A 14,218-nucleotide genomic window follows, 5' to 3' on the forward strand; every position below is an offset into this window, starting at 1 on the left:
TACACAGCAATAGTTGCTATCGCAACTATTGCTGTGTAAATTTGTTGGGTAGAAGTCAATAAGGAATGATTGGAGAACAAGTGAAAAGACTAGCTACGACAATCTTGTTGATCATGCCGCTTACCAGTATGGCTCAGGATTTCGCCAATGAAATTCAGGCCAGACAGCAGGCGTTTTCAGCTATAGAAACAAAACTCGAGCAGGCAGAAGAGAAACTGGATAGTAATCAGAAAGACTGGCTGAGTATCAAATTGATTGGAGCTGAGTTAATGGAACATAGCCAGGTTTTGATGTCTTCGTTTCCTGAAGGGAGTGAAGAGGGCAGTAAAGCAAAGCCTGCAATATGGGATAACCCGGATAAATTCCAGCGTTTGCTGAAGCAAATGGAACAGGGTTTCAAGGCCTTATACAAGGCAAGCACTTCACTGAATAAATCAGATGCTGAAGCCGGTTTGGAAATGGCTTCGGACACCTGCAGGAGCTGTCACCGAAGCTACCGTTCACGTTGGTAAATATTCAATCGCGGTTTAGTTGCTCAACAAAATCGTATTGCACAACACGAATATAACTATTAGCCGAGCTCAATAAGAGAAGGAAAAGATAATGAAAGTAAACCAGAGAACTTCAATGGTAATTGCGGCAGCATTGGGCTTTTTCAGTGCATCCGTATCAGCGGCAGATTTTGGCGTTGCTTTGGAGTGGAACACCAACAATGCAGAGGAAGTATTGGATACCATGGCTGAGCAGCGTGCTGCATTTGGTGAACTGATTCAAAAGGGCGAAGTAAAGGATATGTACTTGGTTGAGAGCCAGTTAGATGGAAAGCCAATTCAGATATTACGCTTTGTTCTCGAAGCAGATAGCGAGAAAGCTGTTAAAGAGAAACTCGCCGATTTACCAATGTATAAAAAAGAATTGGTGAAAATCTCCAATATCAAACCATTGGGTGCCAAGTGGCTGGATAACACACCAATAAATAATAATTATGGTGTGACCTTCACCTGGAACCAGAATGTCAGCAGCCTTGAGATGGATCGTGTACTGGGGATCGATTTGCAGCGAGTCATCAGTCTGAATCAGGCCGGTGTTGTGACTTCTTCATACCTGCATACCCAAACATTGAGAGATGGTCAGGTTCGTCCGATTTATTTAGTATCTATGCTGGCGAAAGACGCTCAGCATGCTCGTGAGCTGAGTAAGCAGTTTGAAGCGGTAAACCTGGGCTATGCAACAGTTGATGTTCAGTACCTTGGCCACAAGCTTAATATGGAACAACTTAAAATTAAGTAAGGGCATCCTTGTCGTAGTGCCCAACGTAAAAAGCCAGTCACAATGACTGGCTTTCGGCTATTTTGTGTGAGGCGACTTGCGATTAGCGCTTATTACGTAGATAACGCTTACGACGCTCTTCTTTGTTACGCGCTTTTTCTTCAGCTTTTCGCTCTGCTTCAATAGCAACGTCGATTAGTTCCTGAGTGATCATCTCTGGACGTTCCATCGTGATGTGGCCCAGAGTACCGTTACGAAGCTCGTTGATCAGAATTTCAGACGCTTTATGCATGTCTACACGGCCACCGGCTTTCAGACAGCCACGCTTGCGGCCAATCTCTTCCATCAGCTCAATTTCAGTTTCCGGTAGTTCGTCGTCCAGGTTGTAACGGGCTTTGATCAGTTCCGGATAAGCCTCTTTCAGGTATTCGACAGTAAAGAAGGCCACATCTATGTAATCCATCGCAGTATCTTTAACTGCACCGGTAGCGGCCAGGCGGAAACCACTGTGCGGGTTTTCAACTTTCGGCCATAGAATCCCCGGAGTATCAGACAGCACAATACCGTTTTGCAGGTTAATACGTTGCTGTTGACGGGTTACCGCAGGCTGGTTGCCAGTTACCGCAACAGTACGACCAGCAAGGGTATTAATGATGGTAGATTTACCTACGTTTGGGATACCCATGATCATGGTACGAATGTTTTTGCCCATTTCTTCACGGTGAGGGGCAAGCTTACGACAAAGATCCATGATCTTATGAACTTCATTAACATTTTCAGTGGTGATCGCAATTGCTTTAACACCTTGCTCTTTTTCAAGGTGTTCAATCCACATTTGTGTCATTTCCGGATCGGCCAGATCGCGTTTATTCAGTACTTTAACAACTGGCTTATCATTTTTTTCACGGAAGGTTTTGATCAGCGGGTTTTCACTACTGAAAGGAATACGTGCATCAAGTACCTCAATAATCACATCGATCTTTGGCAGTACTTCTTCGATCTCTTTACGAGCTTTATGCATGTGGCCCGGGAACCACTGAATTGTGTTACTCATCTGATTTATAACTCTTTCTTTGTCAAAGCCTCGCTATATGAGATACCCCTTGGGGGCATTGAAAGCGCAGGCTAACGAAACAGGGTTAATCACCGGTGACGGATTAAGGCATATTGTGCGTGCTGTAAAAGGCATCGTGTCACCAGTGTTACGAATAGTTAGATTAAGAATTTGGAGTTGAGTTTAACGTACTGAGAGTGAGACATAAATCACTTTAATTGTTAGATCACGTTACAACGGCTTGCTCAGGTGACGTTAGATATATCGGATGATAGAACGAAAACTTTTCTGTTGTTATAACTCTGATTATTTATCGACCATCACGATGTGTTTTTTGCGGGTTTAATATCTGGCTTATCAGTAACTTTCTCATATTGTGATAGTCAATCAAGCTCATAAATTGTTTCAATGGTCACGATAAAAAAACTGATTAGTCTGTAAGCATTGCACCTGATTTAATAACGGCCGATAAATTCGTCTTTGTTTTTTGAATTCAAGGTACTTACATGTTCGAAGTTGATGATCAAGTAGTTGCTACAAAAGGTGCGGATTTAGGTCCAATGGTGGTTACTGGCTTAAGCGGTGGTGGCTTTTATGTGCATGTAAAAACGAGTGACCAACACACCCTGACTTATCCAGCTAAATACCTTAAAAAAGCCTAACTATTACTGCAGAAAATCACAAAAAGGTAGCTATGAGCTACCTTTTTGTTTTTCAGCCCTAAACCACCATCTATGGCGGTGGTGATTGTTTTGGGGATGAAGGTTATTACTTTTTGGATTGGATAAGTTTTATAGTCCTTTACTATCATTCAAGTCTTAGTGGTTACTAATAATGCCCAAATAAATAGTTGCTTTTAATGAGGCGCATAAGCTTGAGTAAAAAAGGGAGAGTCAGTTATGGCCGGGATAACTGAATTAGATGAACTGTTGCAGTCTATGTCACCAGCCCTTCAGGATGGCGAGTATGTGTTTTGTACCGTTGCTGGCTCGTGTTCTGAGTACTCTCATTTAGAACCATTGGCGACTTTTCACGAACAGGAAGGATTAACGTTAGTTCTGGACAAGGACGTGGCAAAGAAAGCAAAGCTTGAGTTTGAGGCTTCGTTTAAATTAATCACATTAACTGTCCATTCTAGTCTGGAGGCTGTTGGCTTGACCGCTGCTGTGGCTACTAAGTTAGCATCAAAAGGTATAAGTGCGAATGTTATTGCTGCCTATTACCATGATCATATTTTTGTTCAGAGTAAGAAAGCAGAACAAGCATTAGCTGCACTGGAAGAGTTTAGGCAGTGAATTTTGAATGTAAGCTTGAGATATTTAATAAAAGGATAGCTTAAACCTCAGCCATCCTTTTTTATAGCAAACTGATGTCAATAATTTATATCGACTGTACAGCTCCTACATTTTTATACTCAGTTGCGAACGAAAGGCTATCTTCCTGCTGATTTTGGTGACTATCCTGTCTCAGCTCTTGCATCAGGTGTTTCACAAGAATGGCGTAAATAAACATCATAGGCAGCCCGGCTACAACACATAGCGATTTAATTGTATTAATCCCGCCACCACATAGGAAAACGCTGAAACTGATCAGGGCGATAGCTCCTGCCCACAAGAGTTTGACCTTATTATCCGGATCACCATTTAATGCCAATTCGTTAGTAGTCAGCATTGCAGTTGCGACACTGGCACTGGACATGGTGGTCAGCATCAGAAAGAACTGAATGACTAAGAACACTGTGAGTATTGCAGATTTGGCTGGTAGCGTTTTTATTAAAGCGACGACCGCAAAGGTTAATCCACCCTCCGACATCCAGGTTTGCACCGGGAATCCGCCGATCAGTTGAGCCCAAACGGCATAGCCGCCAAAAATGGAAATAAAGAAAGCACAGCCCAGAGCCCCCATAGAAATAGTGTACAAGATGACTTCACGGATCGTTCTGCCACGCGATATTCGCGTGATGAACAAGCCCATCATGATGAGGTAGGCGTAGTACCAGAACCAGTAATATTGAGTCCAGCTTTGCGGGAAACCACTTTGTTGTACCGGATCTGTCCATAACGACATTCTGAAGAAGCTATCAAGCATGACACCGATAGCGTCGGTGAAGTTATTCAGAATGAATTGTGCATTAGACGAAAACAGAACAAAGAGGGCAAAGCCGATGGCAACAGCAACTGTATAGTCAGAAACCTTATTGATCCCGCGATTGAATCCCACCAGCATGACGCACAGTAAGGCCGCAACAAACAGCAGGATTATGCCGCCTTGTAGCAAAAGGTCGTTTTCAATACCGAACAACTCAGAAGCTCCGGTACTCAGTAAGGTTACGGTCAGCGCGAGTGAACTTGCAAAAGCTGCTAGAGTGCCAAAGATAGCCAGTAAATCGATGGCTTTTGCCATGACAGGATGATGGCCTGTTACGGATGAACACAGGGTGGACAGTTTCAGAGTTCGCTTTTTTTGAACATAAAAAGCGTAAGCGAACGGAATCGCAGGAAAGCAATAAATCGCCCAGCCGGTGATCCCCCAATGGAAGATAGAATAGGTAACAGCCCATGCCGCAGCCGGATAGCTGTTGTGTTCAGCAAACAGCGGGGGATACTGTAAGTAATACATTGGCTCACCAATCCCCCAGTAAATCAGAGAAGCACCTACTCCGGCAGTAAAAATCATGCCGCCATAAGAAAAATTGTTGTATTCCGGTTTGTCTTCTCCGAGCTTGATATCTCCATATTTGGAGAAAGCGAGCCAGAGTAAAAAGCCGACTAGTGCAAGGCTGCCTATTTCAACTAACCAGCCAAACCAACTGGTTACATATGTCATTGCAGCGTTTGCCATCGTTTGTGACTGCACCGGGTAGAGGGAAGAGACGACGAGCAGAATCAGTACCAGCCCGATTGCCGGTAATGCCAGTCCATAATTAAGATTCTTCAATGGTCTCTCTCCATTCTTTCAGTGCCTGAATATGACAAGGTTGTATGCCACAGCATCCGCCGATAACACTGGCTCCAAGTGCATGCCAGCGTTTTGCAAAGTTCAAATAGTCTTCCGGGGTTAGTTCACGCATCGATTGCAGCGTGTCATTGGCTTTATGATCCGATTGGATAGGGGTGAAGTTATTTGCAAACACGCCGATTTCCACATCACTATTAGAGCCATAGCTGTCAATCGTTGCTTTTGCATCTTTAATAGCCTGCTCCATTACTTCAGGTACTGAGCAATTAAAGAAGATGCCTTTTCCGCCACTGTAACAAACCAATGCTGTGGCGGTTTTCACTGTTTGTCCTGATCTCAGTCTGGCTATATCTGTGACTTCATCTTCTAGAGTGAAGGAGTAATAACAATCCTTACGGGTGTTTTTTAGGACTGACTGAATTACCTCGAACTCTTGAAGGCTGGATATGGTTTCAGCTATCCACAAATCAACATGTGGTTCCTGGGCATAAAAAAGCGCGGTTGCAATTTCTTTTGCTTCTGGTGCTTTGAACAAGTCAGGGCGATAACTGCCGAATGCAGGAGGAATAGAACCCGCCACATAAACGGTATTGTGATGATAGGCGCGTTCATTTAATGCGATGGATTCTGCGATCTTTGCTGCTTTCCGGGCCAGTTTTGCACCATCTGTTTTGTAAAGCTCTTCACCTAAATGAAAAGGCACGCAAGCATAGCTGTTAGCAGTAATGATTTGTGCGCCGCTATCAATAAAATTTTGATGTGCTTTACGAACGTGTTCGGGAGATTCAATAAGTGCCTGTGCACTCCAAAGTGGTTGTGAAAATGGTGCGCCAATGCGTTTCAGCTCTCGGCCCATACCACCATCGAGAATGGTCAATTTCTTCATTATGTAGTTTCCATACAACTTAAATGGCGGATTTCATTGAAACATATTGTGATCGTTATCAAAGTGAAACCTGTTCAAAATGAACATGAAAGAAATTCAAGTATGAAAAATAAGGCTTTATAGACGAGGTACATATTCGGTGGTTAACGACACGGGATGATTAACTTTGTTAGGTACACCGACTAAGGCACTCCGAATTGCGGAGTGCCTGATGATTCAGCCTGATTTGGCTCAGAGCAGATCGAAACGATCGGTATTCATCACTTTTACCCAGGCTTTGACAAAGTCGTTGACGAACTTTTCTTGCCCATCGTCAGCGGCATAAACCTCTGAAAGGGCTCTTAGCTGAGAGTTAGAACCGAATACCAGGTCAACACGTGTTGCGGTCCATTTTACTTTACCAGTTTTGCGATCATGACCTTCAAACTCTTGTTCATCTTCCGAACTCGGTTTCCATTCAGTGTCCATGTCGAGAAGGTTGACGAAGAAGTCATTGGTCAGGATACCCGGATTGTCTGTCAGTACTCCGTGCGTTGACTGTCCAAAATTGGCATTCAGTACCCGCATGCCGCCAACAAGTACCGTCATTTCCGGGGCTGTTAGCGTCAACAATTGCGCACGATCAACCAACATTTCTTCTGCTGAAACGGAGTAGTTCTTTTTCAAGTAGTTACGAAAACCGTCTGCAATCGGTTCAAGCACATTGAACGAGTCGGCGTCGGTTTGCTTGTTAGTTGTATCAGTACGTCCCGGCGCAAAAGGAACTGTAATATTAATTCCTGCATCATTAGCTGCTTTTTCTATCGCGGCAGATCCGCCAAGTACAATCAGATCAGCAAGCGAGACGGCTTTATTGCCAGATTGTGATGCGTTGAAATCTTTTTGGATGCCTAAATAAGTGTTGAGAACTTTCTGTAACTGGGCTGGCTGGTTAACTTCCCAGTCTTTTTGAGGTATCAGGCGAATGCGAGCACCGTTAGCTCCACCACGGTGATCAGAACCACGGAATGTTGATGCTGAAGACCAGGCGGTGTAAACCAATTCAGAAATGCTCAAGCCTGATGTCAGAATCGTTTTCTTTAATTCAGCGATGTCGTTAGTGTCGACAAGGTCATGATCAACTGATGGTAGCGGGTCTTGCCATATCAAGTCTTCAGACGGTACTTCGGGACCGAGATAGCGAGATTTAGGTCCCATATCACGGTGGGTTAGTTTAAACCATGCCCGGGCAAAAGCGTCGGCGAATTCAGTTGGGTTATCACGAAAATGCTCGGAGATTTTCCGATATTCCGGATCCTCTCGCAGTGACATATCTGCTGTGGTCATCATGAGCCCTACGCGCTTAGAGGCATCTTCCGGATCCGGGGCATGATTGTTTTCAGCCAGGTTTTTAGGTGCCCACTGGTAAGCTCCGGCTGGGCTTTTAGTCAGTTCCCACTCATAGCCGAGCAACATGTCAAAATAGCTGTTGTCCCATTGCGTTGGCGTCGGTGTCCACGCACCTTCCAGCCCACTGGTAATAGCATCGCGACCCTTACCACTGCCATATCTGCTTTTCCAACCCAGTCCCATTTCTTCCAGCGATGCGGCTTCCGGTTCAGGGCCAACGAGGGCTGCATCACCTGCTCCGTGACATTTCCCAAAGGTGTGGCCGCCAGCCGTTAATGCAACAGTCTCATAGTCGTTCATTGCCATTCGGGCGAAAGTTTCACGGATATCTTTACCCGATGCGACCGGATCTGGGTTGCCATCCGGACCTTCAGGGTTTACGTAAATCAACCCCATCTGGACAGCTGCGAGAGGATGATCGAGCTCACGTTCACCACTGTAACGGTTGCTACCAAGCCATTCGTCTTCAGCTCCCCAATATACGTCTTCTTCTGGCTCCCAGATATCTTCCCGCCCGCCACCGAAACCAAAGGTTTTAAAGCCCATGGATTCAAGAGCGACGTTGCCGGAAAGAATGAATAAATCGGCCCAGGATAGCTTGTCGCCATATTTTTGTTTAACTGGCCACAGCAGACGACGGGCTTTGTCGAGGTTTGCGTTATCCGGCCAACTGTTTAAGGGAGCAAAGCGCTGGTTGCCGGTAGAGGCGCCACCACGCCCGTCACTTGTTCGGTAAGTCCCCGCAGCATGCCATGCCATACGAATGATCAAAGGGCCGTAGTGACCGTAATCTGCCGGCCACCAGTCTTTTGAATCAGTCATGACTTGTGTGAGATCCTTTTTAACTTCATTTAGATCAAGTTTTTTAAATTCTTGCCTATAGTTGAAATTTTCACCCATCGGGTTCGACTTTCTATCGTTTTGGTGGAGGATTCTTAAGTTCAGTTGATCAGGCCACCAATCCATATTTTTGGTACCACCACCGCCAAGGCGAGTGTTACCACCATGCATGACAGGGCATTTGCCTGATGACGTACCTTTACCATTGCTCATGTCTTACTCCTCATGATGCTTTTGTTGGATGTAACGGCAGGTTCTACCCTGAAAATATAGGCAGGTTGGTCATGATTGGTTGGTGGTTTTATCAATAGTGTTGATTGGTTTTTTCTATAACGGTGTTGCTTCGATTTTCAAAAATTAATTGAAAATCATTAAAGCTAAGTCGTGTTTTTCCTTTTTAAACAGAGGCGTATTGTATGACTTAAAGAAAAGTTGTGAACAACAAGTCAGCGCTTATTTATTCAAAAGGAAAAACCATGAATCAAAAACAAATTTCTCTGGGTGTCACCGATTTATCGTTTCATCGGGTAACCGGCTCTTTGCTAGCACATGTCTTAACTGATATGGGGTTTGAAGTGTCTCGCCACTATGCACCGCACCAGGAAAACTTCATGCATCTTGAACAAGGCAAGGTTGATTTGCTCACTTCAGCCTGGTTGCCATCAAGCCATGGTGAGTATAAAGCTCAGGTTGAGAAAGTTGTTCCTCTTATTGAGTTAGGGTTGCATTATCAGCCATATGCACTTTGGGGTGCGCCAGATTATGTACCGGCTGAAGACGTCGAGCAGGTTTCTGATTTGTTGAAACCAGAAGTTAAAGCAAAGATGAATCCGACAATTCAAGGGATTGGTCCTGGTGCCGGTATTACTCGTTTTTCTATCGAGATGATGGATGCTTATGGTTTGAATTCGGCTGGGTATTGTTTTCTTACGGGCACACAGGATGATTGTATACAAGCTTTTGAACAGGCTGTAAATAATGGTGATTGGGCAGTTGTTCCTCTTTGGCAACCACAGTTTTTGCACCATCAATATAAGATCAGAGAGATCCGTGAACCTAAAGGTTTGTTAGGTGTTGTTGATCGAGCGGTTCTATTGTTACGAGGAGATAAGAAACACCTGTTTACTGAGCCGCAGCTGAATGTGTTGGATAATCTTCAATTTTCGAATGAAATTATCTCCAAGTTGGATTATCTGGTTTCCCAGCGTGGCGAAGCGTTGGATTTGGTTACTAGAAACTGGTTGGATACAGTTTATTATCCAAATCAGAGTATGGAAACGGTCAATGAATGAGCTGTCTTCATCTCAGATACTTGATGCGATTGATAAGTTTGCGTGTGATATTCAGTCAGATCTCGATGCTATCTTCTCGAGTTCAGTGATTAAAGCGGTTGTGAGTTTATATTATCAGCATGAAGAGGTTCATGGAGAAAAAGTCAGTGAAGAGAGCTGTAATCGAGAGAGTTGATAGCATATGCCGCCTTGCTAACAGGTTTAGCTAAGCCATACCATACCTGTTGTCGCTGGTATGGCTTTGGTTATCGGCGGTACTATTTCACCGTTTTTTCGTCTGAGCTGATTACTCTTCCGGACGCCAGCTCAACGCACTGGCAATGGTCGCTACCGCCAGTAAGTCTTTTTCGTTGTCAGACAGATCCGGCAGCATCTGCAGGGTGATCATGCCGTTAGTCTGAGCTGCGCCAACTTCCTGATTACCACGTTTGAAGCTGTAACCGAGGGCTTTTTCTACTGGCATTATCATCCCTTCGCCAGTATGAACCGTTTCAATGTTGAAATGGGTTGAGCCAATTCGAACTGACCCGTTTTCAGATTGCGCCAGTCCAATGTTGATCATGCTGTTTTGGGGCTCAATGCGGTATTCACCGACTTTTTTGTCGTTCTGGTGGATATCGCAAACATATGGATCGTTACCCCCTAAGCTGACTCCCATGTAATTTACTGAAACGCCGCCGCCGGAGCAGACCAGTTTCCAGGTTTCATTATTGTCATTGCGGGTAATGGTTGCACCCATTGCTCCATCTTTGAATGACAGAGTATTGAACCAGGTGGAATTTGAGGCACTACGGGTATATTGACCATGGTACTGACCGGCCATATTGAATGTCCCTTCTTTACCTAGTCCCCAAAAATCACCATCAGTTTTTACCATTATTTCGGGTTGAGCTTTAACTGCATCTGATTTGTTCATGATAGCGACAGTGCCGCAGCCAGTTAGTGACATAGCGGTCAGGAGGAGTAGGGCTGTTGTGGTCTTTTTCATTGTTATATCCGGAGCTGATTAATATTTTGAGCTTGCGTGTTGTTGGTTTGGCACACAGGTTCAGTCAGGCGGGTAGCCATGTTTTGTGGGATCGTAATCAGTTGGATAAATAAGGTCATTAATGCAATTGATTTACTATTGATGTGAATAAAGAAATGTAAGCGAGATTAAAAGCAACAAAAACTACACTGCCTTAGTGGTTTATGCTGAAATCAGGGTTTTACTTGAGTTTTATTTTGAATAAATTACTCATGATGGTGGCATTAACTTCCATATGATGGTTTGTCTGATAATAAATTCTGTATGTAAGCTCGTGTAAGGGTTAGCAGTTAATTTGCTGTTAAAACAGACTGTATTGTGAGGATTTAATTACATATTTCAGATTATTATCAGAAAATCATAAGCTTGATAAAATAGTATCTAAATTACCCATTTTGAAGGTGATGAGTTAATATTGACTCGATTTATAGATAGTCTCTTATCAAAGAAAAATAAATATGATTGAGTCGGAAAATAAAATACTCATTATCGAAGATGATAGTGAGATAGCTCGCCTGACAAAGATGTATCTTGAAACAGAAGGTTATGAAACAAAGGTCATTGACGGTGGAGATGTTGCACTTGATGGTATAAAAGAGTTCAGCCCCGATGTTGTTCTGCTGGATTTAATGTTGCCTGGTTTGGATGGTGCTGAAATTTGCCGAAGAGCCCGGGAGTTTTATACCGGAATGATTTTAGTGCTGACAGCCTCTGCTGATGAAATGAGTGAAGTTACATTATTTAAGCTCGGCGCGGACGATTATGTCACCAAGCCTGTTCGTGGGCATATTTTATTGGCGAGGATTGAAGCTCTGCTGAGACGAGCGCGTCCCAAGAATTTTAAGTTACCGGAAGGTGTTGTTGAAAAATTCGGCATATCGTTACATAACTCTAGCCAAAGGGCTTTTTTTGAGAATAAACAGTTAGACTTAACGATATCTGAATATGAAGTGCTGCAGTTGCTGTTTGAACATAGTGGTGAAGTTGTCTCCCGTGAAGAGTGTTGTAAGCATATTCGCGGCATTGACTATAACGTGAATGACCGTTCCATTGACATGCGGATTTCAGGCTTAAGAAGAAAATTGGCTAATCACAATGTTAATACGGCGGTGGTCAGAACAATCCGAAATAAAGGTTATATGCTTTCTGATGCGTAAATTTGGATCGTCAATGTTTCTTCGGTTATATGCTGGGATTATTGCTGCGCTTATTTTAGCGCTTTATAGCTTTATCACTTTAGGTGATGGTTATATGCGCAGAACTGAAGCGAGTATATTTCTCAATGACGGTCGTTACTTTTTTAAACAGTATCTGGAACAGTATGAAAACCCAGATTCTTTGTATAAAGAGTTAACAACAAGTAATAAACAAAAATTTTATATTTTCGATCTTTCATTAGAGAAAAGCACCGTAGAAGCTTTTTCCTGTGATGAATGTGAATTTTTATATGAAATAGATTCTTCACCGGTTTATTTGAAAGACGGACAACTCTACGTTACCGTTTTTCCGCTTCCTGATAGTGGTCAGTTGTTTGTATTCAGTGAGAACCGGGACTTTTTCAGTCCAGAAGTCGAATGGTATCAACATACTGAAAATCTGTTTTTAATGGGGTTAGTACTCTTTGTATGTTTGTCTCTGTCTTTGCCTGTTTATATTTTATTACGGAAATTACAGGGCCAGATAAAGACTCTACAGCATACTCAGGTGGAGTTTGGTCAGGGCAAGTTGCAGGTAAGGGCACAAACGAATATACCTGAGCCGGTAGCCTCTCTGGCAAGGAGCTTCAATGATATGGCGAGTGATATCGAAACTCGTGTACAACAAAGTCAGATCTTTGCCCACGCAATTCCTCATGAAATTCGCACTCCTTTAAGTCGTATTCAGTTGGCGTCAGATCTGGCCAGGCTTAACGCAAGGAAAGAAGAGCAACCATTGTTCGATGATATTGATGGTTATATCGACGATGTTAATGGCTTAGCATCCGACATTATCACTCTTTACCGGTTAGCTCCGGAAAATAACCCTCAGGAGTTATTGAACAGAGAATCTGTCGATATTGAGAGATTTTTCCATAAACGCTTGGCAGCAATGGCGCCAGAAAAAGGAAGATTTAATTCAGCTTTGGCTGACTCAAAGCGTGCATTGTTTGATCGTACGTTAGCAAGATTGGTTATCGACAACTTAGTTAAAAATGCCGACAAGTATGCGGTTGAGCAGGTATGGGTGAACCTGTCTGATAATGGTGAGCAATGGCAGATTGATGTTGAAGATGACGGGCCAGGGATCCCTGAAGATAAATATGATGAGATCTTTTATGCATTTTCTCGTCTGGATAAAAGCCGAACTGCAAGTACCGGTGGTTTTGGGCTTGGGTTAGCGATAGCCGGAAGCGCTGCGGGTTTGCAGAGTTGGACGATTGACGTCTCTGACAGTCAGTATGGTGGTGCGCGTTTTACTGTGTCTATACCTAAACCTGTATAAATGGTTCACAGTTAAACGCCGGCAGTCCGAAGGCCCGAAGGGCATCAATGTAGCAAAAGAGTTTGGTTTGATCAGTTGGAAATAACGTAGTCATCAGTCCGTCATTAACTGCACAATGGTTGAACTTTAGTGATGGTCTGTCTGTTTTTGATTGCAGGATTTCAAACAGAATTTGTGAGCGGTGGACGTGATTTGAACCGCTGATAATCGTTGCGTTAGAAACCTTTTTGTCATGTAAAATATCAAGGCTGAAACGGGCGTTCTCAATGGTGTTAATGGCCTTACTTTCCTCAATAATTCGATCGCTATTAATCCCATTATTAGCCAGCCATTGAAGCATCTGCTGGGATTCAGTGGTTCCTTTTTTAGCCAGTCCGCCTGTTACTATCAGCTGACTGTCAGGCAACAGTCGGGCAAGCTTTATAGCGACTTTAAGACGTTGAACTAGCCTGTCTGCCATTGAACCATCCTCATTCAATATGTACCCCATAATAACAATTGCATGGTTATTTCGTGTATAGCTACCTCGTACATAGTTACCTCGCAAAGATTTGAAATATCCGCAGTTTTTGTTCGGGTTAATACAGAGCGGAGTTGCCATAATGGCATCTATGCTATGAAGAAGGTTTTCGACTTCGCGCGCTTGTTTTTCATTGAATTTCTTTAATAGCGCAATGCTTTCATTTCTTTGAGCTATGTCGTCATTCATAGCTTGGCTGTAGTGGTGCCATACAGCTAAGTAGGTAAGCGCAATGATTTTGTCATTATCGTCAGTCGTTGATCTGAAACACTGTTGAAAAACCTGAAGTGCAGCCGGGATATTTCCTCGAAATGTTTCCATGTTGGCTATGGTCAGAGGCAAGCCGAAATGATCGGGTAATTGCGTTATTGCCTGTCGCAAGAAGTGCTCGACCGCATCCAGATTGCTGACTGTTTTACCGTCCAGCGGATACTGATCCCTATTTGGACTATTGTAGGCAGAAAGTGCATGTTGCAGGTTATCCGTAACCATCGCAGATGCT

Annotated in this window: 14 protein-coding genes; 8 read left to right on the forward strand and 6 right to left on the reverse strand. The window is 43.6% G+C overall.

Annotated elements, in window-relative coordinates:
* Positions 1 to 80 precede the first annotated feature (80 nt).
* Positions 81 to 512 carry a c-type cytochrome gene (locus AACQ93_RS19395; RefSeq protein WP_064607920.1) on the forward strand — a complete coding sequence of 144 codons (432 nt, stop codon included), beginning with the start codon at positions 81 to 83 and terminating at the stop codon, positions 510 to 512.
* 91 nt (positions 513 to 603) lie between these two features.
* A complete protein-coding gene (locus AACQ93_RS19400; RefSeq protein WP_064607922.1) occupies positions 604 to 1,290 on the forward strand; it encodes a hypothetical protein in 687 nt (228 codons plus the stop codon).
* An 82-nt stretch (positions 1,291 to 1,372) separates the two neighbouring features.
* Here AACQ93_RS19400 and ylqF read toward each other — a convergent pair whose 3' ends face one another.
* Positions 1,373 to 2,323, reverse strand: a complete 951-nt coding sequence (gene ylqF / locus AACQ93_RS19405) for a ribosome biogenesis GTPase YlqF (RefSeq protein ID WP_064607924.1) — start codon at positions 2,321 to 2,323, stop codon at positions 1,373 to 1,375.
* A 506-nt stretch (positions 2,324 to 2,829) separates the two neighbouring features.
* Here ylqF and AACQ93_RS19410 point away from each other — a divergent pair.
* On the forward strand, positions 2,830 to 2,985 hold the full coding sequence (locus AACQ93_RS19410; protein WP_198160208.1) for a hypothetical protein: 156 nt from the start codon (positions 2,830 to 2,832) through the stop codon (positions 2,983 to 2,985).
* A gap of 237 nt (positions 2,986 to 3,222) precedes the next feature.
* Positions 3,223 to 3,618, forward strand: coding sequence for an ACT domain-containing protein (locus AACQ93_RS19415; RefSeq protein ID WP_064607926.1), 396 nt, complete (start codon positions 3,223 to 3,225; stop codon positions 3,616 to 3,618).
* 85 nt (positions 3,619 to 3,703) lie between these two features.
* Here the strand turns inward: AACQ93_RS19415 and AACQ93_RS19420 are convergent, their stop codons facing one another.
* From AACQ93_RS19420 to katG, 3 genes are all read right to left on the reverse strand, one after another.
* Positions 3,704 to 5,260: a BCCT family transporter gene (locus tag AACQ93_RS19420; protein WP_084419334.1), complete on the reverse strand. Its 1,557-nt coding sequence runs from the start codon at positions 5,258 to 5,260 to the stop codon at positions 3,704 to 3,706.
* The gene (locus AACQ93_RS19425; RefSeq protein WP_064607928.1) at positions 5,247 to 6,167 is read right to left on the reverse strand and encodes a homocysteine S-methyltransferase family protein; all 921 of its coding nucleotides are present in this window, start codon (positions 6,165 to 6,167) and stop codon (positions 5,247 to 5,249) included. Before AACQ93_RS19425 ends, AACQ93_RS19420 begins: the two co-directional genes overlap by 14 nt.
* A gap of 231 nt (positions 6,168 to 6,398) precedes the next feature.
* Positions 6,399 to 8,609: a catalase/peroxidase HPI gene (gene katG, locus AACQ93_RS19430; protein ID WP_064607930.1), complete on the reverse strand. Its 2,211-nt coding sequence runs from the start codon at positions 8,607 to 8,609 to the stop codon at positions 6,399 to 6,401.
* 263 nt (positions 8,610 to 8,872) lie between these two features.
* On the opposite strand from katG, the gene AACQ93_RS19435 reads away from it, so the two are divergent.
* Both AACQ93_RS19435 and AACQ93_RS19440 read left to right on the forward strand, forming a co-directional pair.
* Positions 8,873 to 9,688 (forward strand): glycine betaine ABC transporter substrate-binding protein, encoded by an 816-nt coding sequence (locus AACQ93_RS19435; RefSeq protein ID WP_064607932.1) that lies wholly within the window; start codon positions 8,873 to 8,875, stop codon positions 9,686 to 9,688.
* Positions 9,681 to 9,863 carry a hypothetical protein gene (locus AACQ93_RS19440; protein WP_064607934.1) on the forward strand — a complete coding sequence of 61 codons (183 nt, stop codon included), beginning with the start codon at positions 9,681 to 9,683 and terminating at the stop codon, positions 9,861 to 9,863. Before AACQ93_RS19435 ends, AACQ93_RS19440 begins: the two co-directional genes overlap by 8 nt.
* Positions 9,864 to 9,974: 111 nt before the next feature.
* Here the strand turns inward: AACQ93_RS19440 and AACQ93_RS19445 are convergent, their stop codons facing one another.
* Positions 9,975 to 10,676 (reverse strand): hypothetical protein, encoded by a 702-nt coding sequence (locus tag AACQ93_RS19445; RefSeq protein WP_064607936.1) that lies wholly within the window; start codon positions 10,674 to 10,676, stop codon positions 9,975 to 9,977.
* A 497-nt stretch (positions 10,677 to 11,173) separates the two neighbouring features.
* Between AACQ93_RS19445 and AACQ93_RS19450 the strand changes: the two genes are divergently transcribed.
* Complete coding sequence (locus tag AACQ93_RS19450) at positions 11,174 to 11,872, forward strand: response regulator transcription factor (RefSeq protein ID WP_064607938.1); 699 nt, start codon at positions 11,174 to 11,176, stop codon at positions 11,870 to 11,872.
* Positions 11,865 to 13,196 carry an ATP-binding protein gene (locus tag AACQ93_RS19455; RefSeq protein WP_064607941.1) on the forward strand — a complete coding sequence of 444 codons (1,332 nt, stop codon included), beginning with the start codon at positions 11,865 to 11,867 and terminating at the stop codon, positions 13,194 to 13,196. Before AACQ93_RS19450 ends, AACQ93_RS19455 begins: the two co-directional genes overlap by 8 nt.
* On the opposite strand, the gene AACQ93_RS19460 is transcribed toward AACQ93_RS19455, so the two are convergent.
* Positions 13,183 to 14,208, reverse strand: a complete 1,026-nt coding sequence (locus AACQ93_RS19460; RefSeq protein WP_064607943.1) for a YdcF family protein — start codon at positions 14,206 to 14,208, stop codon at positions 13,183 to 13,185. The two genes, AACQ93_RS19455 and AACQ93_RS19460, sit on opposite strands and share 14 nt — an antisense overlap.
* Positions 14,209 to 14,218: the final 10 nt, after the last annotated feature.

This window comes from Photobacterium sp. J15, from assembly GCF_963870815.1.
Lineage (GTDB): Bacteria > Pseudomonadota > Gammaproteobacteria > Enterobacterales > Vibrionaceae > Photobacterium > Photobacterium marinum.